General features: G+C 56.6%; 21 protein-coding genes. 3 read left to right on the top strand and 18 right to left on the bottom strand.

What is annotated here, in order from left to right:
- Window positions 1-56 precede the first annotated feature (56 nt).
- The 4 genes from ACIPL2_RS17040 to ACIPL2_RS17025 are packed head-to-tail and all read right to left on the bottom strand — an operon-like array spanning window position 57 to window position 1,477.
- Window positions 57-428, bottom strand: a complete 372-nt coding sequence (locus tag ACIPL2_RS17040) for a hypothetical protein (RefSeq protein WP_401358073.1) — start codon at window positions 426-428, stop codon at window positions 57-59.
- Window positions 425-715, bottom strand: a complete 291-nt coding sequence (locus ACIPL2_RS17035; RefSeq protein WP_401358072.1) for an ogr/Delta-like zinc finger family protein — start codon at window positions 713-715, stop codon at window positions 425-427. Before ACIPL2_RS17035 ends, ACIPL2_RS17040 begins: the two co-directional genes overlap by 4 nt.
- On the bottom strand, window positions 712-1,185 hold the full coding sequence (locus tag ACIPL2_RS17030; RefSeq protein ID WP_401358070.1) for a YmfL family putative regulatory protein: 474 nt from the start codon (window positions 1,183-1,185) through the stop codon (window positions 712-714). Before ACIPL2_RS17030 ends, ACIPL2_RS17035 begins: the two co-directional genes overlap by 4 nt.
- A 40-nt stretch (window positions 1,186-1,225) precedes the next feature.
- Complete coding sequence (locus ACIPL2_RS17025) at window positions 1,226-1,477, bottom strand: hypothetical protein (RefSeq protein ID WP_401358228.1); 252 nt, start codon at window positions 1,475-1,477, stop codon at window positions 1,226-1,228.
- Window positions 1,478-1,578: 101 nt separating this feature from the next.
- Between ACIPL2_RS17025 and ACIPL2_RS17020 the strand changes: the two genes are divergently transcribed.
- From ACIPL2_RS17020 to ACIPL2_RS17010, 3 genes are all read left to right on the top strand, one after another.
- A complete protein-coding gene (locus ACIPL2_RS17020; protein ID WP_401358068.1) occupies window positions 1,579-1,986 on the top strand; it encodes a helix-turn-helix domain-containing protein in 408 nt (135 codons plus the stop codon).
- Window positions 1,987-2,326: 340 nt separating this feature from the next.
- Entirely contained in the window at window positions 2,327-3,406 is a 1,080-nt protein-coding gene (locus ACIPL2_RS17015; protein ID WP_401358067.1) for a nucleoid-associated protein, read from the top strand.
- Window positions 3,396-4,571, top strand: a complete 1,176-nt coding sequence (locus ACIPL2_RS17010) for a hypothetical protein (RefSeq protein ID WP_401358066.1) — start codon at window positions 3,396-3,398, stop codon at window positions 4,569-4,571. The genes ACIPL2_RS17015 and ACIPL2_RS17010 overlap by 11 nt, the downstream gene beginning before the upstream one ends.
- A gap of 36 nt (window positions 4,572-4,607) precedes the next feature.
- Here ACIPL2_RS17010 and ACIPL2_RS17005 read toward each other — a convergent pair whose 3' ends face one another.
- The 14 genes from ACIPL2_RS17005 to ACIPL2_RS16940 all read right to left on the bottom strand — a co-directional run bounded on the left by ACIPL2_RS17005 (window position 4,608) and on the right by ACIPL2_RS16940 (window position 19,394).
- On the bottom strand, window positions 4,608-5,876 hold the full coding sequence (locus ACIPL2_RS17005) for a phage late control D family protein (protein WP_401358065.1): 1,269 nt from the start codon (window positions 5,874-5,876) through the stop codon (window positions 4,608-4,610).
- On the bottom strand, window positions 5,873-6,313 hold the full coding sequence (locus tag ACIPL2_RS17000; RefSeq protein ID WP_401358063.1) for a phage tail protein: 441 nt from the start codon (window positions 6,311-6,313) through the stop codon (window positions 5,873-5,875). Before ACIPL2_RS17000 ends, ACIPL2_RS17005 begins: the two co-directional genes overlap by 4 nt.
- A gap of 5 nt (window positions 6,314-6,318) precedes the next feature.
- Entirely contained in the window at window positions 6,319-8,991 is a 2,673-nt protein-coding gene (locus ACIPL2_RS16995; RefSeq protein ID WP_401358061.1) for a phage tail tape measure protein, read from the bottom strand.
- A complete protein-coding gene (locus ACIPL2_RS16990; RefSeq protein ID WP_041752072.1) occupies window positions 8,981-9,100 on the bottom strand; it encodes a GpE family phage tail protein in 120 nt (39 codons plus the stop codon). Before ACIPL2_RS16990 ends, ACIPL2_RS16995 begins: the two co-directional genes overlap by 11 nt.
- A gap of 8 nt (window positions 9,101-9,108) precedes the next feature.
- Window positions 9,109-9,438 carry a phage tail assembly protein gene (locus ACIPL2_RS16985; RefSeq protein WP_401358060.1) on the bottom strand — a complete coding sequence of 110 codons (330 nt, stop codon included), beginning with the start codon at window positions 9,436-9,438 and terminating at the stop codon, window positions 9,109-9,111.
- Window positions 9,439-9,492: 54 nt separating this feature from the next.
- Entirely contained in the window at window positions 9,493-10,008 is a 516-nt protein-coding gene (locus ACIPL2_RS16980; protein ID WP_401358059.1) for a phage major tail tube protein, read from the bottom strand.
- A 57-nt stretch (window positions 10,009-10,065) separates the two neighbouring features.
- Window positions 10,066-11,235 (bottom strand): phage tail sheath protein, encoded by a 1,170-nt coding sequence (locus ACIPL2_RS16975; RefSeq protein ID WP_401358057.1) that lies wholly within the window; start codon window positions 11,233-11,235, stop codon window positions 10,066-10,068.
- 119 nt (window positions 11,236-11,354) lie between these two features.
- The gene (locus tag ACIPL2_RS16970; protein WP_401358056.1) at window positions 11,355-12,623 is read right to left on the bottom strand and encodes a phage tail protein; all 1,269 of its coding nucleotides are present in this window, start codon (window positions 12,621-12,623) and stop codon (window positions 11,355-11,357) included.
- Window positions 12,624-12,703: 80 nt separating this feature from the next.
- Entirely contained in the window at window positions 12,704-16,153 is a 3,450-nt protein-coding gene (locus tag ACIPL2_RS16965) for a hypothetical protein (RefSeq protein WP_401358054.1), read from the bottom strand.
- The gene (locus tag ACIPL2_RS16960) at window positions 16,146-16,778 is read right to left on the bottom strand and encodes a phage tail protein I (RefSeq protein ID WP_401358053.1); all 633 of its coding nucleotides are present in this window, start codon (window positions 16,776-16,778) and stop codon (window positions 16,146-16,148) included. The genes ACIPL2_RS16965 and ACIPL2_RS16960 overlap by 8 nt, the downstream gene beginning before the upstream one ends.
- Window positions 16,775-17,692 carry a baseplate J/gp47 family protein gene (locus tag ACIPL2_RS16955; RefSeq protein ID WP_401358052.1) on the bottom strand — a complete coding sequence of 306 codons (918 nt, stop codon included), beginning with the start codon at window positions 17,690-17,692 and terminating at the stop codon, window positions 16,775-16,777. Before ACIPL2_RS16955 ends, ACIPL2_RS16960 begins: the two co-directional genes overlap by 4 nt.
- Window positions 17,689-18,033 (bottom strand): GPW/gp25 family protein, encoded by a 345-nt coding sequence (locus ACIPL2_RS16950; protein WP_401358051.1) that lies wholly within the window; start codon window positions 18,031-18,033, stop codon window positions 17,689-17,691. The genes ACIPL2_RS16955 and ACIPL2_RS16950 overlap by 4 nt, the downstream gene beginning before the upstream one ends.
- Window positions 18,030-18,602, bottom strand: a complete 573-nt coding sequence (locus tag ACIPL2_RS16945) for a phage baseplate assembly protein V (protein ID WP_401358049.1) — start codon at window positions 18,600-18,602, stop codon at window positions 18,030-18,032. The genes ACIPL2_RS16950 and ACIPL2_RS16945 overlap by 4 nt, the downstream gene beginning before the upstream one ends.
- A 72-nt stretch (window positions 18,603-18,674) precedes the next feature.
- Window positions 18,675-19,394: a DUF4145 domain-containing protein gene (locus ACIPL2_RS16940; RefSeq protein WP_401358047.1), complete on the bottom strand. Its 720-nt coding sequence runs from the start codon at window positions 19,392-19,394 to the stop codon at window positions 18,675-18,677.
- Between the last annotated feature and the right edge of the window lie 50 nt (window positions 19,395-19,444).

The following is a 19,444-nucleotide window of genomic DNA, read 5'->3' as shown; positions in this document are numbered from 1 at the left end:
GCAAAGCTCACCCAAACCCACGGGAAGCGGGGCAGGGCGGAGTGTTTAAAAAGGAGCTACTGAGGGTGGTGCTTGTGCGCGGAATCGCGCTCAGCGAGTAAAGTCTGCGGGAGCAGCCGCGCCGGAACCGGGTAACGCAGGTCGGCCCGCTTGTCGATCAGATGGACGACGGTGCTGCTCGGACTGGAGCCCCAATCAACGCCGATCCACTTGCGCTGATTGATGACCTGCAATTCGGTCCAGGCGTTGTGAACCAGCTGCTGCGCCATGAACACCGGAACTTCCAGGGCGGTGGTCATATGTCGGACGCAGTTTTCGTAGAGTAGGTCGGAGTCCACCAAGTGCTGCGCTTCGTGCCGTTGTAGGTAGGCGGATGCTGCTCGTTGCATGCTGCTGCGGTAATCGTGTTCCAGCTGTTCATGGTTCATTGCGCACACTCCATTTCCATTTGGTCGAGCAGGTCGGGTTGATCATCGGCGCTTTTCATCGCTGCTCGGCGCAAGGCGATGTCGGCAATCGGAAGTTTTACGGTCGGATTGGCCATGCCACTGGGGCTCATTTCGTGAGTCATTTCGAACTCGGCTCGGACTGACCAACCGCAGGCTTCGTTGGTGCATTGCAGGTAGGCCACACGTAGAAAAATGTGTGTTCCTTCGCTGGTGCGGATACGCATGCGGCCGTGGCAGTGGGGGCAAACCAGCTTGTAAGTACTCAAAAAGTCACCCCCCGCCCGTACAGTTGGATGGTGGCAAGTACTTCGGCGTGCCGGGCAGACATGTAGTGAATCAAGGCCGCGATGATGGCGTCTGCTTCGCTCTTCTCAATGACACCATCGTCCAGGGCCTTAGAAATGATCTGGTCGACCAAGCCGCGCTTGGCTGCCGCTTTGACTGAGCGACTGTACAGATCGATGTTATCCAGTGTCCCCGGTATGGTCAGAGGCACAAACATTCCGCCATACAGTCCGCTGATGTAATCAGGCAAGAATGTGGTCCCCGCGACTTGTTCCAAGCGGTGGACGTGGTCATCAATCAACGGGCGGCTGCCAGCGTTTTCATATGCCTGGTTGTCGAATTTTTTGATAGACATGCCGAGTTCGGCTGCGGCGTATAGGCGCCCGCCTGGGTAAGCGCAAATTACTGCACTAACGACATCCTTTCTGTTGGCTAGAACTGGGCGTTTCATCTTCTGGTTTCTCCCTGGAGTCATCGCCCCTACAGTTGTTTCATACAGTCTCAAACGCGCTCGGCAGTTCGATCGAATCAGCGAGGATGCCAGGCAGTACTTCTTTCCCAATCAACCTGGAGATGTCCCTAAGAATGCGAAAAGACAATCGACCACGGGGCAGCGTGTCGTGACCGGCCCAGCGTTGCACTACTTGAGTCACCGTGCGCGGTTCGTAGCCGTGACTGATGGCGAACTGGCGGAAGTTGCTGCCGTTCTCGATCAGTCGCGCTTGGATCTGGCGCTTTTCCATGGCTTGGCTCATGGTTGATGTGTTCCTAGTTGGTTAAGATGTACCTGTTTGTTCGCAGTATACGCACCCAAACGAGTGCGTCAACCGGATCATATGAAAAAATGAGTATAGCAACGCGTCTTCGCGATGTTCTCGACGCCAAAGACCTGTCCATAAAGCAGGCAGCCGAAATCGTTGGCATCCCTTACAGAACGCTTCAGAACTACCTTCTGAATGAGCGAGAACCAAATGCGAAAGCAATGTCTGCTTTGCATACTCATTTGGGTATAAGTGTCGACTGGCTTTTGACTGGGGAAGGCTCAATGTTTCATGGCGTCTCGACCGAAGACGTTGAAGCGCAAGCCGTGAATAGGCAGGAGGAGGCCATGCTTGAGCTGTTTCGCTCGCTGGGCGACGCGGGCAAGCGGGAGATACAAAGCGCTGCTGAGGAAAAGAAACGCTTAATGGATGTCGAGCAGCGCCTCAAGGATTTGACTGAAGCTCTTGCCGATACCAAACGGCCAGCATAATCTGTACCCATTAAGAACGGATCAGTCAGACAGGGACGCCGATGATCCACCCCGCCAAAGCCCGGTTACAGGGCTGGTGAGGTTGCCGGCCGGCGCTACCGCAAATCGACATAGGGACGTGATCCATGCTCAAAGCATTGCTTTTCACTTGCATCTCCATTTCTACAGACCTGTTTCCCCGTCATTGCAGATCTCTGTCGATTCGACGTGCCAATCGCTAAATCTGCTCGTTCTGTAAACAGGTTGATGGTGAGCTGAAAGACGAGGTTGCTGACATAAAACAGAGGGCCGTGTTTATCGGCTTTTCGGCTAGGGCTGAGAGAGTAAGAAAGGTAACAGTATGAATATGGTTAACGATGTTATGGCAGAGGCTGCGAAGCCAATCTTTGAGAATAAAATCCACAAGGTTATCGTTCATACTGTTGTGAAGAAAGATGGAAAGTTTGAATTAGATCCCAGAGACAAGACGCTAGAGGTCGGCAAAACTGTTCAGCGCCTCATCGATCAATTAGCACATCTTTATGCTACGAAAGCAGGGAAGGAGCACGGTCGATTCGAAGCAGATGAAGAGAATTATCCCGTAAGTAAGTTTTTGAGGGAGTATTATAATTCACCTGCCCGTGATTTGCTTGATGCTTCCTTGAATATGTCTGGGACGTTAATCCGGGAAGCACAGCGCACTGCATCTCCTGGTGGGCATGTTTTTTTTGCACACTTTACTAGGATTACTCCTAGTGATAATGATGATTATTTTATTGTTGCAATTCTTAATGATGAGCTTGGGACCGCATTAAAGGATAAAGAGGTAGTAGATGCGACGCATTTGGATATTAAAGGGTTTCGTCTGGCTGGCCGTATAAATTTGACGAAGTGGCAGGCGAAATCTGAAACGTATCTTAGCTTTCTCAAAGGGAAAGGTCAGGACAAGATTTCTGGATTTTTTAAAGCGTTTTTAGGGTGTAATAATTCTGTTGCCGCCGCTGCTGAGACGAAAAATCTTACTCAGGTTTTAGAGCAGTTTGCCGAATCCAAAGAAATGCCAGATGAAGTTAAGAGTGAGTTTCTTCGTAAGGCGTATACTATTTGTAAGGGGTACGCTGATACCGACCGTCCATTCGAGCTCGAGCCATTTTCAAATGAGCTGTGGCCCGAGGCGCCGGAGGAGTTGATTTCTGCTATATCGGATTCTGATGCGAATATTTCAGACGGCTTTGTTCCCGATAAGCGATCATTAAATAGATTAGTAAAGTTCAGTGGTAAGTCGAAGCATTGGCGGCTGGACTTTGATAGACTGGCATTGGAATCAAAAGAAATACAGTTTGACAAAGATAATGGTACCTTGACGATTACGCAGTTGCCTGCTGAACTGCTTGAACGCATGATGAAAGAGCACAGAGACGACGAAGAAGATGAGGCTTGATTTTGCACACTTGTTGCCAATATATAAAGCTATGCAGCCGCTGCAAGGCTCAATATATTCTGTGTGCGTAACTCAAGAAATCAAGCAGAATTTAATTCTGATACTTGACGATGATGACGCACTCCCTGACTCTGGTTTTTCATATGCTGGCGATTGTAATACGATAGTTGAGGGGGGCACTATTGAAATGCGAGTCAACTCTCCCAGGCTGGGTCTGGGAGTATTGGCCAACACTTTTTCTGATTATTTATCGAAAACAGGCGTTGCATTAAAAGAGAAAAATCATTTTTTTCTAAAAGACACATCTTTTTATTCCAAGGACAAGGTGGTTCCTCCTGTTGTTGAGAGTTATAGAGCCGTGTTGCGCTTCATTGGTGTATTGGAGGGAAGTGCTTATTATCTTGACGAAAAAGCAGAGGCGTTGATTTTTTATAAGGACGGAAGATTTGAGGTTCCTGTTAAGTATACATGTCAAGATGTCGTCGACTTTGATAGTTTGGCTTTAGAGAAGTTGCATGTCTTAATGAGTGGGAAGCTCCATGAAGATCAGAAAAAATCGCTTTTAGCGGAGACAGTTATTGAGCTTACTCAACCTTTGCCACCAAGTGAAAGGTTTGCATACTTAGTCAAAAATGCTGATGAGCTTTATCAGAAGGCTCAAGTTGGGTATAACTTGTTTTCAACTGACTTTACCTACGAAAAAGCTAAGGAAGAAGTCCACACATTTAAACTGGAGACAACCTCAAGGCTTCACAAGGTTATTTCTGAAATTCAAACGCAGCTGCTCGGTATTCCCATAGCTACGTTTGTGGCTTTGAGTCAAATAAAGAGAACCAATGGTTTGGACGCACAATTTGCTATTAATACAGTTATTTTGTGTGGTGCTATAATTTTTTGCCTTTTGTTGGGTGGCTTGTTAGTAAATCAAAAGCTTACGTTAAATACCATCGAGGCTGATGTAAAGCGGCAGCGTGATATTTTCAAAAAGCGTTTTGAGACGACCCCAGATGCTTACGATGGAGTATTCAAAGGAATTTTTTCTCGGCTAACCTTTCAGTTTGGTGCGATTTTTTTGATCTCTGTATTGACTGTATTAGTTGTTGCAGTGTCGTTTGTTTTTTATGTTGTACATACGCGTCCTGTGTTTGATGCTTTTTTCTCATAAATGTAATATGGCCCTTCGTTATGAATTCTTTACCCTTTATCTGTTTTCTGATTTCATCCGTTCCCACTCCCTGTCTACCGCCCGTTTTGCCGTCTTCTCGGTGGCGTACAACCACCGCAGTCGCCTGGGATTGCTCTGATCCCCAGCCGTAATGGTTTTTTCCTTCCCTGTTTTCTTGTCGCGGTAGTACGCGATGATCCCCGTGAAGTCACCCTTGCTCTCTTCCGCCAGATCCTCGACCGTGTCTTCGGGTAGTTTGCTCTCCAGCTCAAGACTCACGGTATAGCCACTGTCAGCACTGAGGGTGTGCTGAACGTTGCCGCCGTACCAAATGATCTCGTCGATCTCCTGTTTCACGCCCTGGAGCGTGTAGGTCAATTCTGGGATCAGATCCGGCCGGCCCATGGCCAGGGTATAACTGAGGGTGGCGCTGCCGCGTTGTAGCCGGTTGAACTCGGCACGGGCGGCACGCAGGGCAGACTGGCGGTCGCTGTAGGTGTGGCGCAAGTCTTTGAGATTTTCGCCACCGCCGGCAATGGCTTCCTGTTTCTTGGCGCTGTTCACGTCGTAGAAATAGGCCCGCACGCCGTCGTAGCTGTCGCGGTCTGCTTGTAAATAGCGATGCTGGTCGCCGTCAGCGCGGGTGAGGTTGATGTGAGGCAAATCCATGCCACTGGCGGTCTTACCGCCGCCGGCCGGTATGCACAGCAGGCAGCCTGCTTTTACAGTGACCACCGCGTCAAATTCTTCCCCTATACGACTGATCAGGTTGGCGTCGGATTCATTCGCCTGGTCGAGTTGCAGGATGGGCAATCCATCCAGTGCCCCGGCAATGGTCGAAGTCAGGCCGTTGCCCAGAGCAATATCACCCAGAACGTCGCCAAGTGTGGTGTTGCTCCAGCTGCGTTCGCGTTTGGTCTTCAGGCCTTTGCGTAAGTCCGCCGAGCGAGCGCGGATGCTCAGCACGTCCGGGGCGCCGCTGTGTTCGATTTCATCGACGGTATAGGTGCCCTTATCGACCAGGCCGGTGTCACTCCAGCCGAGCCAAAGGCGGATCACTGCCCCCTTCGGCGGGATCGCCAGCAGCCCGTCGTGATCGCTGAGTGTGATGCTCAACTGATCTGCCTCGATGCCGCGATTGTCGGTCAGGTCCAGGCTCATCAACCGCGGGCTGATCAGCTTGGCGATATCGTTACCGTCCACCGTGATGCGAAACGCCGGCACCGGGTATGCGGCCTCACGACGGTAGCGTTCGGCGGCATCATCCAGAAAGCCAGTGACACTGGAGAGGGCGGAGTTAGTCACAGCAACGACCTCATGATGTTGACACCAACGCTGGTACCGGCACCGAGCAGGTCTATCCGGTCATCGTCGATGCGTTTGAGGCTGATGGAGAATTCGATACGCCGTGGTGTACCGTCACGAAAGAAAATGGTCTTGGTTTCGCTCAGGCTCTCGATGATCCACAACCCGTAGATACGACCGCTGCCTTCAACAACGGGCCATGCCTTGCCGGTGTTGGCCATCAGGCGCACGGCGTCGAGGCTGAGGGTGCTACCGGCCAACTCGGGGAGGATGACACCTGGGAGGGTGATCGAGTCGTCACCGCGCCCGACAAACTGCCGTGCTGGAGCAGCGCCGAAGCGGTTGTTGCTGGCGTGGCGCCATTCGGTCTGGCGTTGCAGCTCTTGATAGGCCGCTGTCGACAAGCTGAACACGAACATGCCCAAGGCAAGCATCATGAGAATTACTCCAGATCGGATAGTTTGCTGCGCTTGCGAGCGCCTTTTTCACTTTCGATGCGGGCCAGCTCCGCGCGCACAGCACGGGCGATTGCTTGCGGGTCCATGCCAGGCGTTGCCGGGATGTGGATTTCGTAGGTGTCGTGGCTGTCGTAAACGGAGCTGCCCGCGTTGCTGATAGGGGCACGGGTATCGATCGTTAACCCAGGCAGTGAGGCTGTGCCCAACGCCATGGAGCCCGCAGTGGTGAGTTGCTTGCTCATGTCGACCATCGCACCCAGCGGGCCGTTCTGACCGCCTTCCAGGCCTTGGGTGAGTCCGGCCATGGTGAAGCCACCCAATTCCGCAAACACTCGCGATGGGCTGTGGATGCCGAGCCTCTCCTTGAACCAGCCAATGGTCGAATCGCCGATCGAGGTAATGGCACCTTTGATTTGGCCCATACCGGCAAACAAGCCGTTGACCAGGCCGTTGACGATCATGTTGCCGAACTCGGTGAAGCGACTTGGCAAATCCACGCCCAGGTAGCTCAGCACGCCGGCAAACGCCTGGTAGATCAAGCCGACCGGGCTGAAGTTGGCCAGGGTGTTGAGAATGCTGCCGATGCCACCGCTGAAGCCAGCCTTGATCTCGGTCCAGGCGTTAGTGAAATAGAGCTTCACCGCGTCCCAGTTTTTGTAGATCAGGTAAGCCGCACCTGCGAGAGTTGCAACAACTGCGGCGATGGCGAGCACCACCGGGTTCGCGGCGAGCCCCCAAAGCGCGATGCTCACAGTGCGCAAAGCGGTCAGCAGGACGCCGCCCAGGGTACTGGCGACCACCCGAATCCCTTGCGCAAGCATGGGGAAAGCGTTGCGCGCCAGGCCAGTCAAGGTGGGGGCCAGCTTCTGCATGATCTTCAGCGTGCCACCACCCTGCACACCGAACATGGCCATGCCGTAGCGAACCACGGCGAAAGGACCGAGCAGGCTCGCCAAGGTCAATGCCAGACCACCGAACACAATCGACAGACCGGCCACCAACGCCACGACTTTGACCAAGCCGCCGGCCAATTGCGGATTCTCTCGAGCCCAGGCGCCGACCTTGTTGGCGATTTCGCCCAGGGTGTTGATCAGCTCTTTCAGATCGGGCGCAACGGCGGCGCCGAATTCGGCCATGGCATTGGTAAAGCTACCTTCGGCGGCTTCCATGACATTGGTGAGGGTGCTGAGCTGTTCGTTGACGCGCTTGCGCAGGTCGGCCTGGTTCTGAAGCTTCTGCTGAATCTCCCTGTATCCTGCCAGCCCCTTGTTCATCATGGTGTTCAGGGTGGTAATTGTTTCAGAGTCATCGCCGAACAGCGATTTCATGGTCGCGGTCCGGTCTTCATCGTTCAGCGTATTAAGCTTTTCGACCTGGGCAAACAGGTTTTCCAGGCCGGCGAAGTTGCCCTTGTCGTCGGTGAACTTGAAGCGGATTTTTTTGCCTTCGATCTCCAGGATTTTGTTGACGTCCTTTACACCATCCTTATCCAACCCAGCCTGGAAGATTTTCCGGAAGGCGTTGCCGGCGGCGCCGCCTTCCATACTTGTTTGATCCATCATGACCAGCAGCGGTGCCAGCTCGTTGGCCGCATCGATGCCTGATTTTTTGATGGTGTCCAATACCGGTGAAATTTTGCTGAAGCCCTGGAGCATGTTGGTCGGGTCAACGCCCGAGTAAAAACCGCGCTGGATGGTATCCATCAACGCCATCATGTCCTTCTCGGAAGTGCGGGTGGCATCTTGCATCTTGGCCGCGAATTCGGCGGCTTCGGCCACTGGCATTTGCAATTGCACGCCCAGGTACGCCGCTGCTTCACCGGTACCGCCGAGAATGCTCTGGGCGCTGAGACCTTGGCGCCGCAGCATGGTCATCATTTCCTGAAAATCGGCCGTGGTACCGGGCAATCGGTCGCCCAGTTTGGTGGCAAGGTCAGTGATTTTCTGGAAGTCCTCAGCGACCTTGCCCGTGCCGTCCATCATCGACACTTTCAGTTGTGTGGCGGAGTCTTCGTTCGGCGCAAATGCACCAATGGCTTTGGCAATCGGGCGGCTTGCCGCATAACCAGAACCCAGACCGGCGGCGCCATTGACGGCCAGATTGCCGGCCAGGTTCTGGGTCTTTTCCATTTTGCTGCGTTCGATTGCCAGGCGTTTCTGTTGCGCGTTCAGGGCGACCAGGCGCTTGCCCTGTTCGCTGATACTAGCGTTGGTGGCTCCGATCTGCTCGCGCAGCTGGCGCTCGTGACTGCTGAGGTCTTTGGTGCTGATACCGGCCCCGTAGAGCTTCGTGCGTAGGGTCTGGAGCTGTTCACTCTGCTGCTGGTGCTGCTCCTTAAGTTTCTGCGCCTCACGCACGGCGGTGCGGAAGTCCTTGGCCATGGCCTTGGTCGGCACACCGATGGCGGCGAATTGCTGACTGAGTGCCCGAACCTTGTCACGGGCGGCGCCGAGGGCTTGCTCGGTCTGTTCAGCCGCCGCGCGCTGGGTGCGCCAGGAGCTGACGTCTTTCTGCTGTGCGTTGAGTTCCTTGAGGCGATCGTGGGCTTCTTTCAGAGCCCGAGCGGCGCCGATGCTGCCGTTGTTGATGGCCTTCAGTGGACCGCTCGCACGGTCGATGGCGTTGAGCAATACCTGAAGTTTTAGATCATTCGCCATCGGTGGAACTCCGCACCCTGGCGCGCTCGCGCCAGTCCATCAGTTCTTGCAGGCCCAACTGATCCATATCAGCCGGCGCCCAGTGAAAGACCACGGCCAGGTCGGCCATGGCGTCCTCTACGCAACGAGGGATGCGTCCGTCTTCACCGACCTCTGCAACAAAAAACCGGAAATCTTGCTGCCACAGGCGAGCAGGTCGGCCGGGTCCATGCCGGCCGCTTCTGGGGCGGTAATCCCTGGGTTGGTGATGCGTGGCAGGATCTTGATCAGGGTTGCCACGTCCATGTTCAGCAGTTCAACCAGTTGGACGCCGCGCAGCTCGCCTGACGCTGGTTTGCGAAGGGTGAGGGTGTCGATGGTCGACCTTCCGCGTTGGATCGGCGTGTCGAGGGTGACGGTGTTGTCATCGATAGGTGGCAATGCTTCGACGGTGTCTTCAAGTTTCATGTGTGGCTCCAAGTTGCGGGGAATTGCCGCCCTCGGGGAAGGGCAGCAAAAGGGTTAGATGCCCAGGGCAGCGCGCTGTTTTTCCAGCATGTCTACGCCGTTGACCTTTTCGATAAAGTTGAGCAGGTCGATTTCGATAATTTCTTCGTTATCGACGACCAACTTGTAGTAGCTGCAGGTGGTCGTGATGCTGTGCTCGGTGTCTTCACCAGGCTGCGCATCACCCATTTCAATGGTTTCGTGACGACCGCGTAACACGACCTCAACGGTACTGATTTCACCTGTGTCGTCTTGCTGGAATGCGCCGGAAAAACGCAGCAAGACGCCGGCCGCGTTGACTGCCCCGAACTGTTTCAAGGAAATCAGATCCAGGCCGCCAGTCTTCCATTCGAACTGAATACCGTCGTCGGAGAATCCGAGGTCAGCCTTGACCGGACCATTCATACCGCCGCCGCGATAGGCTTCCATCTTGCGACCGAGGGCGGGCAAGGTGACCGACTTCACCACCCCCACATAGCTGTTGCCTTCGTTGAAGAGGTTGAGGTTTTTGAGTTTGCGAGGCATTGCCATAGCAGTGTTCTCCGTTGCTGTGACTCGGGGTCAGATCCCCTTTCAGGGAGGCCCGGTTTAGCTGTTGATCTTGCTGGCGAATTCGATCAGGTAGCGGTCAGTGATTCGCTGCCGCAGCGTGAGGTCTTCCAGCGGTGGTACCGGCGTGTAGTCGTAGTCGATGAACAGCTTGCCGGCTTTGAGGGTGTCTTTGTCGTTGGCGTCTTCCTCGTACCAGCAGCTAGCGCCGATCAGGTAGCCCGCTGTAACCAGCTCGCGGAACTTGGCGTTGATGCTTTCGATGATGTCCCGCACCAGTGACGCGTGCATAGGCAGGTCCATAGCCCACATCTGAGCCTCGGCCATGGTGTCGGCGAGAATCTGCGCGGTGCGCGCGTAGTTTTCGAAAGCAAACAAAGGGTCATCGCTGGTTGTGCGACTGCCCCAGAAGCGGAAACCGTTCTGGTTGATGAGGGTGGTTACTTCGTTGCTGTTGAGGAGGTTGGCGTCGGTGGCAGGGTTTTGTAGATCCCAGAACACGTCGGCGCTGATGCCGGTGACGCCGTTGACTGCAACGTTGGACAGCGTCTTGTGCCAGCCCACTTCCTGGTCGATTTTGGCACGCAGACCCAAAGCGCGGGCTACGGCGGACGCTTTGACGGTCGCGCTGGTGACGGTGTCCCAGTTCTGGAAGTCCGGCCAGATCACCATCGCTTCACGGGCACCGAAATTGTCCCGGTACGCGATAGCCTCTTCCTTGGTTTTGCAGTCCCAGGCGCTGACATAGGAGAACGCGCGCAGCTGTTGGGAAATTGCGACCAGGGCAGTGGCCACTGGCAAAGTGTCCAGACCTGGCACACCCAGAATACGCGGCACCATACCGACGCGAGCCTTCGCGGCCAGCAGGGCTTTCATGCCGGTGTATTTGCCGTCGGCTGTAGTGGTGCCGATCAGAGCAGTAGTCGTTGCGGCCTCGGTTTCGCCTTTCTTGACGCGAACGACGATGACATAGGGCTTGGTCTGGTCGGCAATGGCCTGCAGCGATGAGGCAAGGGTACCTTCGGTACCAGCCTTGCCAACTGCAGTCTGTACGTTGGTCAGAAGAACCGGTGTATCCAGAGGGAAAACGGTGGCATCGGCGTCGTCGGCAGTGCAGACCAGGCCGATGACAGCGGTGGGAATGGTACGAATGGGGCGGGTGCCGTCGTTGAGTTCGAGCACCCGCACACCATGAAGATAATCGGCCATGGGATTTGCCTGCGCAGTGTATGGGATGACAGTGCACAGGCTGCCGCGCGCGCGTGGTTCCGGCGAGCAGCCGGGCGTGTAGATCCGCCTGCTACAAGAGACCACGAGCGGAGCAAGTCTTACAGGTGAATGACGGCCAGCAGGGCGACGTTACGACCTCGACTCTCGGCACCACCGTTCGCGTCGACAGTAATTGCGTGACTGTGATTGGCGACGGCATCGACCGTAATTGCGTGGCTGTGATCGGGCGTACCGTTGACGGTGATGTTGTGCGCGTGCGCTCCTGCCGTAGTGGTGGAGACTGCAACAGTAGGGTTGTCGACCCCGTTTATTGGGTTCCGCGGTTCGTTCGGTGTGCCAAGGTCAGAACCTTCCGGGGTAACGTCACCAAAATGGACGTTGTGTGTGTGCGCGCCGCCAGAATCAGACGACGCCGCGTGCGCGTGCATACCTGCTGGGACAGAGGAAGCCGCGTGCGCGTGACCACCTTTAGCGTCACTGCTTGCGGCGTGCGCGTGCTGCTTGTTTGCCGAATCCTGCCAGCTACCAAACCCTCGACCACTGTCCGCGCCGCGCGTGTCATCCCAGGCGCGCAAATGCTCGGCGCGCAGATCAGGGACCATAAATTCGGTTGCCGAGATCTCGGCATAAAATGGCGTACCGGGCTGCCAGGAAACCAAAGGCACCACTACGCCGGCCTCTTGTGCCCATGACCACAGACCCGCTGCGGCGAGCTTGTTCAGAATGGCGCCATTTGCCTTGATCGTTCCAGGCTCCGGCGTCGGCCGACCAATCAGGCGAATCTGGCCGCATTCCACTGACCGATACCAATCGCCAAACCAGCGCATGATGCCCAGCGGCCAGACATAAATAATCGTGCCACGGTTCTGCGCCGGGATGGTGTCGTAATGCCGAATCATGCCGGCGGCAAGCGTGTCGACATATTGCCGCGTAGCCATGACCATGGCCGGGTCTACTAGCAGCGTCACATGCTCTACGTTCCCAACATCAACCATAATGCGGATCAGCAGAACCCGACCTGTCCCGCTTGAGACTTTTGGCTTCCATGTTTTGGGATAATTAGCGATCGCCACCAAGTCGCCAACGCTGTCGAACAGCCCGACCTCGTTTACCTCCCAATCTCCATCTTCTACCGGCACTGCCATTTCTACGATGACCACGCTCGGATCCTCCTCTGGCGAGTAAACCGTATTGACCGCGCTCCGGTACTTCTCAGAAACCAGAACAGTTTCTGGGCTGGGCTCAGCACTGGTAGGGTTTCCATCGCCGACCGCAGCATGAGTGATCGTTAGCGGCTGGCCAAGCAACCCAGCTTGGGCCAGTTTTCCGGCCCCTACCATGGTCAAGGTGCAGTAATAATCGGGCATATTTATTCTCTCGGAATCAGGTCTTGTTACTGGCCATGGCTTTTTCCATGCTTAAAAAAGCGCGCCGAAACGGGTAGGGCTCAGGTCACCAGGGTTGTATTCTCGACGATGACTTTCGCCGTCTTCGGCGCGCCGGTTCCGGAGTGACGGCTGTTGCGGATTTTGTAGACGTCATAGCCGACGGTGGTCGGGTTGATCGACTCGCAGTCTTCGCATAGAGCGTAAGAGGCCGTGCCGGTGGAGCTGTCCGAGAAGCTCACGATGTCCTCTTCCGAGCGGCAGCTGCGGAAGATCGCCAACGTCCGATCACCTCCATCCTGTGGCGCACCCACAACGCAAAACGCCGACGGCTTACGCCCCGTGATCCGCTGATTGCGGAAGCTGCGACCGTTGGTGTAGATCGCATCACAGCCATACGCTGGCGCCACGGCAGTGCCGCCGTTGTACTCGCAATAAAAGTCGCGAAGCCGCACGCGACCCCATTCGTGACACGACTCGCCGTCATCCATGCAGTCATGGGCATACAGACCCATCCCCGACAGGTGGGCATGGTTATGGCCGCTGACCCCATCGCCGGTGCCGTCTGTCGTAGTTGAGCCGGCACAAGACGCTTCGATCAGGTTCAGCGTCGAACTACCGGCATAGTCCCAGCAGTTATTCCGTGACCCATGAATGACTACCCCGTCCAGGTGCGTCCGCTTGAAGGGCCGGGTGTTGATCCCGCCATAACGCACCTCCAGGTTCTGTAGGGTGAGTTGACCATTCGCCTCCAGCGTGCCGGCTGCGATCAGCCCGGTCGGGGCGTCGATGTAGATGTTGGCTGTTGTGGCATCGGCGCCGGAATCGACGGTGAAGTACAGGACACCCGCGTCATAGAAGCAGCGCGGGTCGCTGGCCACGTCCAACTCGGTCAATGCCGCTGCCAGGGTGGTAGCCGTCGCCTTGACGATTTTGGTGAACGGCAGACGGTTAGCTCGACCATTGTGTTCCGGCTGATGCCGCCCCGCCTCGATCAGCGTCCTGGCGTCGGCAACACCGTCTTGATAGATCCAGTTCGGCGTCGCACTGACAGCGGCCGTGGTCACCTGGTAGACCTTGATCTGGCCAGCGGTCTTGCTGATCCCGGTCAGCTTGTCGCTCATACGCACGATCGGGTTGGCGGTCCCTGTCCATTCGCCGATGATCACCACCTGTCCGGTCACCAACGCCGGAGAGAACTGCAACCCCTTGCCAAACTCGGCTCCACGCACCAGGACAATTCCATTGCCGCCCAAGGCGGTGATCGCTGCGCCCAGGGAAGCGAAGGCCAGTCCCCCAGCCACATTGCCCGTAACATCGCTACCGGCCGGCGTCACGATCGCAGGCTTAGTGGTCGAACCGATGGCCAGTGCGTCCTTGAAGCTGGAGTCCGCACCCTCGCGGAGGCAGACCATACTGAGGTATGCCTGCACCGTTGTTTGGATACGGATATCGAAGGCGATATCGGTCGTGCCCGCTGGCAATGAGACGTTATCGGCGATCAGCAGGGTGGTGGCCGCAGTGACATCAGCCTGGGGCAAGTAGCGGGTGTAATAGCCGGTGTCCGTGCCATCGCTGCCCACCGAGGTCCAAGTCAGCTGAGCGCCCGCCGCGTTGTAGGCGACCAGGCGCAGCTGCAGGCCGTTAGCACCCTGATCACCCACCTTCTCCTGCATCACCAGAGACGCCGAGAGTTTGCCGCTTTTGAAGTTCGCGACGCTGATCTTGGCGGTACGGCGGTTGGTCGCCGTGACGCTCGATGGCGTCTCAATGCAACCCTGCCCGTTCTTGACCACGATCGGCGTCGCCGCCCCGGTCGCCCAGGAGTAACTGGTGCCGCTGTTGCTGAAGCGCGGATCGGGAAACACGTTTGGAGTCCAACGCCACTTTTCCCGATTGGCATCGATGGACGCGATCGATGACAGATCCTCGCTGGTCGCCAGCCGGCCCTTGGTGGCCGGGCGGTATTCCGCAACCGAACCCTTGGCCAGCATGTAGTCGGTCAGCTGTAAAACGGCTGAGGTGTTGTTGGTATCGATGTAGATGTCGATCGATACCGCCAGGGCAGCCACCGTCACGCCGGAGAACTTAATGACCGATTCTGCCAGCACGCCGTTGGTGAAGATGAACTGCTGGCGCGACGCGGTGATTTCCGCTGAGGATGCATCGAACTGGCGGATCAACACCCGCGTCAGGCCCGCCGCTGTGCCGCCCAGCACCCGCAGAGATGCCGAGAACTTGTCGCCGGCCACCAGCCCCAGCAAGGCCAGCGTTTGCATCCAGCGGAAGTTTTGGGTGCTGGCCACCGTGGTGGTAAAAGCAAAACCCTTGCGGCCGTCGTTGGTGGTGATTTGGTTGAGGACCGCGCTGGCCGACTTGGAGTATGAGCCGCTGCCGCCAGTGTCCAGCCCAGCCGCCGCCACCGACTTGGTGAAGTCCTTATCGGTGAACAGATTGGGATTGTCGAAGACCTCGGTAATCCCCTCAACGCGGTCATTAAGCAGGTTGAGGTTCTGCGTGTTGCTGCTGATCTGGGTTTGAAAACCCGATACGGCCGCTGCGATTGCAGCATTGAGCGGCTTGTACACGTTGGGGCGGTATTCCGCCAGACTGCCTTTGGCAATCAGCAGATCGCCAACCGCCAATCGACCTCCAGCCCCCGCGACACCGACCAAAACGCTGATCGAGGCCGTCCCTGCCGCCACGACAATACCGCCGAACTTGGCCACTACCTCGGTCGTCAGAGTGCCGGGGAAGACATACGACTGGCGCACTGCTGTGATTTCGGCCCCGGCTCCGTCCATCTGGCGAACCAGCACACGCGCCTGCTGAGCGCCGATGCGGCTGAAGGCACGAACGGCCACCGAGAATGCGTCGCCCACCGACAGTCCCAGCAAGGTCAGGGTCTGGTTCCAGGTGAAGGCGCCTTCTTGACCATCGGTGTTGCCCACGATCAGTTGCGGCCGCCCCGCGCTGGTGATGCCTTTGGTCAGCGTGGTATTTGCGAGCTTGGCAAAGCGGCCATCCGGGGTTGGCACGTTGGCCGCTGCAGCCGATAGCGTGTAGTCATGGTCGGGCCACTGGTTTGGTGCGTCGAACATCTCGGGGAAGCCCGCAGACGCCGCGATCAGAGCTTTGAACGCTTCAAGATTGGGATCATCCGACACATGTCGGGCGTTGGCCGCATCGACCCGCACATACAGGCTGCGGCTGACCAGAGGGTCGGTGTTTTCTACGTAGAACGACTGGCCGTTGGCGGCAACCGACAGGCCTGCCTCAACCGTGGCATGGACGCGACCATCGGCCATTTGTGCGCTCAGCTCGCTCACCGCGTCAGGGATCGCCTCCGCAAATAGGCGCGCTTGCTTAGCCAGCGTAGGCACCAGCCCGGATTCCATGGTCACATCGGTTAGATCATCACCATGAATTACCTGATGCAGCTTCTCAGTGGCCGCTTCTGCCATGGAGACCATGGCCTCCTCTCGTTCGGCAATAGTCTCGTTATTAGCCATTGAATACCTCAGGTAATGTTTGGTTCACGAAAGCGTTCAATCGACCGATCTGGCGCTCACGCGGTACCAAGCCCGTAACAAAACGCTTTGGATAAATCAGGTCGGCTGTATCGCTGCTAGTGATACCCGCGGCGACGCTGTATGGGCCGAACAGGCGGCCATTGATTGTGATGTGGTCGAACTGACGGCTTACGGGTTTGGCGTCATCGATGAGGCGCACCAGCTCGTTCTGGGTCTCATTCGGCATGGGCAGATCGCCCTGATCGATTCCAACGGAGAATGTGCCCGGTGTGCCGGCGGGTTCCTGTTGCCACCATTCATGTACTTCCAGGGCATACCCCAACGGCTCAACAACACGACGCAGTGCACCGATGGTGCCCTTGTGGGCATGGACGAAGTAGGCGTCCTTGATAGCCTTACGTTTAGTCTCGACGGGCCAATTCGCGTGCCATCGGTCGACACTGAAAGCCCAGGCCAGGTAGGGCAGCAGTGGCTCAGGGCAGCGTTCGGGGCTGAGCAGGTCGCGCAGCGGGATCGGTACGCGGCGGATCTCGGCCAAGGCCTCGGCGGCACGTTGCTCCAGCTTGCTGGCATTGTTAGGCAGCAGCGACTGATAGCTGGTCATACGCCGACCTCAACTACGGTGAGGTTGATTGCGGTGCACCACGGCGCCTGCGTTTCGTTCGGCACGATGTCTACCCAGCCCGGCAGCTCGACAAAACGCACACCATCGACGTGCATTGCTGCGTCGAGTGCGGAGCGGCGTACGTCCAAACCCAGGCGGTGACGCTGCGTCACCAGCTTGGTGAGCCGCTGGAGAGCTTGAGCCTCGATCAATTCGGCTTCGGCGGTGAGGCTGCCCAAGTGAATGGTGCCGGTAATACTGAAGGGCAGTATCTGAGCAGGCTGGACAGTGAGACGGTCGGCAAGTGGCCGCACGTCCTCGTCATTTAAGGCTGCGCTCACCACATCCAGCAGGGCCTGGTCCGGAGTGCCATCGCCGTCCACTGCCAGCACGCTGATGGTGACGCATGCGGGTGACGGACTGATCGCGCTGGCATCGGCGACGCGGCCGGAGGCACTGCGTGCGTGGAGAATGTACGCATTGCGCGGGCCGGCGGTGCTGAGACCTTCCATGGCCATCTGGGTGCGCTCACGCAGGGCGTCATCTTTTTCCCAGACTGCGGCAGTGGGCGGCGAGCTGGTTGGGTTGGCTGGAGTGACGAGCAGGCGCTTGACGTTGAAGTTGGCTGCCAGTTGTTCCAGATCGCTGCCGGTTGCGTAGGCCAGCAGGTTGGCCAGAGCTGCCTGATTGACTCGCTGCCGCCAGATGAGTTCGCGGTAAGCGTTCTCTTGCACCAGCTTGGCCAGCGGCTCCGACTCCAGTTCGACGCGTCGCGCAATGTCGGCCTGTTCTTCGGCGGGCCACAGGCTGACGAGATATGCCTTGCGCTCGGCCAGGATGATTTCGTAGTCCAGGGTTTCGACGACAGAGGGTTCTGGCAGTTGTGAAAGGTCGATTGGTGTCCAGGTGCTCATATGCTGGCTCCCATAGTGATCGGCACCTGCAAGTTGAACGGCTCGTTGTCGTCGACCAGAGTGCCTTCAATGGTCAGCTCGACCTGCCCCGAGAAGGTCGCGCCGGACAACTGCACACGGCTAAGGCGAATACGCACTTCCCAGCGCATCAGCGCCACGGTAATGGCGGCGTAGGCCAGCAGGCGGGTGGTGTTGTTGAAAGGCTGATCGATAAGATCGGGCAGTTGGCTGCCGTACTCGCGGCGCATGGTGCGCGAGCCGATAGGGGTGGTGAGAATATCGTCCACGGATTGGCGGATGTGATCGAGCAAGCTGATGGTGCCGCCGGTTTCTTTGTTCATTGCGGCGGGCCTGACAAGTCGGGACCAGACTTCACATCACCGTGTGGGTGTGTGACGAGGCTGATGCCTGCGGCGACCACGTCTTCACTGACCGTGACCATGCCGGTGACGTTTTGGTTGCCGGTCTGGATGTAGTCGCCCTCATGGGTGATCGGCCCGACGATCTTGATGCCGCCCTGGCTGACCAGGTTTGTGATGCCGGCTTCGGGCAGAACGGCGCTCAAACGATGTGCAATGCTGTCGTACTCGATGACCGCACCGTCTCGGTAAGTGCGACGGTGCAGGCCAGCGCGGTCGCCATTGGCGGGGATGTGGTCACTGAAGATGCCAGTCAGCACTACACCGTTGGCGAGTTGCCCGGATGGGCTGAACAGAATCACCTGTTCATCAACGGTCGGCGGATTCCATTCCTGATCGGCACCGGCGCGCAAGGCGATCCACGGCAACCAGGCAGTGGTAAGTTTTCCGGTTTTGACCTGCACGCGCGGTGGCTTCATCTGCACGGCGGCGATTACACCGAAGCGGATGAGGTTTTCGATTAGGCGGGCAAGGGTGGCTAAGTCGTTCATGGCGCCGATGGTGGCGCCACGCGCACGCGAGTGCAGCTTAGAAGGGTTGTAAAACGGGGCTATACAACTTTGCTACGTAGGTTGGATGGGCTGCTTTTTGGGCCTAGGCTGGCGAGCCGGAATACTTTTAGTAAGCTTAAGCGCTGCTTTGCCCGTTACGACCACTCGATATATAAAATGCTCAAGGGTCGTAATTAGAGTTTTAAACGTTTCTCGATCAGGTGCCCATCCGCGATGAGCAGCTGCATTTCCCGCATCGGCGACAATTGCGAGCGTTGCGGCTTCGGTCTCTCCAATAAAGCCATTATCCAGTAACTCTTTAACTTTTCTTTCTAACGAGTGACCTGGATCTATATTAAGGAACTCGGTGGTTCGATCTAAAGCAGTTCTCAATCCAACGGAGGCAAGTATAAAGGACTCAATTTCGTAGGCCTGATATACCTCATAAAGTATTGTGTGAAGTTGTGGGTCAATCTGCCCAATGCTCCAGACCCAGTCAGGCTTTTGGCTTTTTTTCTCAGGGGATGGGTAGGTTTCAACTGTTCGTGGGAAAGTGATAATACTTTCCCCTGTTACCGGGTGGTATTCACCGTCCCAGTCTTGGTCGTCCCAACTACTTTTATAATAAAATACTGTTTCGCAACCGGCGCATTGAACTAACTTGTGATCTATCTCACCCTCCATATGGTTTCTTCCATCATCCACACTCCATGGCTGATCGAATTCACCCCGAATGATGCAGACTCTCTCATCATCGCATCGGGGGCAGTGTGCACGGAAAGCTTCTGTCATTTGAACAACTCCATTCTGTCCGGTTTAATTTTCGCCCTGCTGCGAGCTAA

It is taken from the genome of Pseudomonas sp. NPDC086251 (assembly GCF_044746405.1).
In the GTDB taxonomy this organism is placed as follows: domain Bacteria; phylum Pseudomonadota; class Gammaproteobacteria; order Pseudomonadales; family Pseudomonadaceae; genus Aquipseudomonas.
Note: the sequence above shows the minus strand (reverse complement) of the source record. Positions and strands in the feature narration are given on the sequence as shown.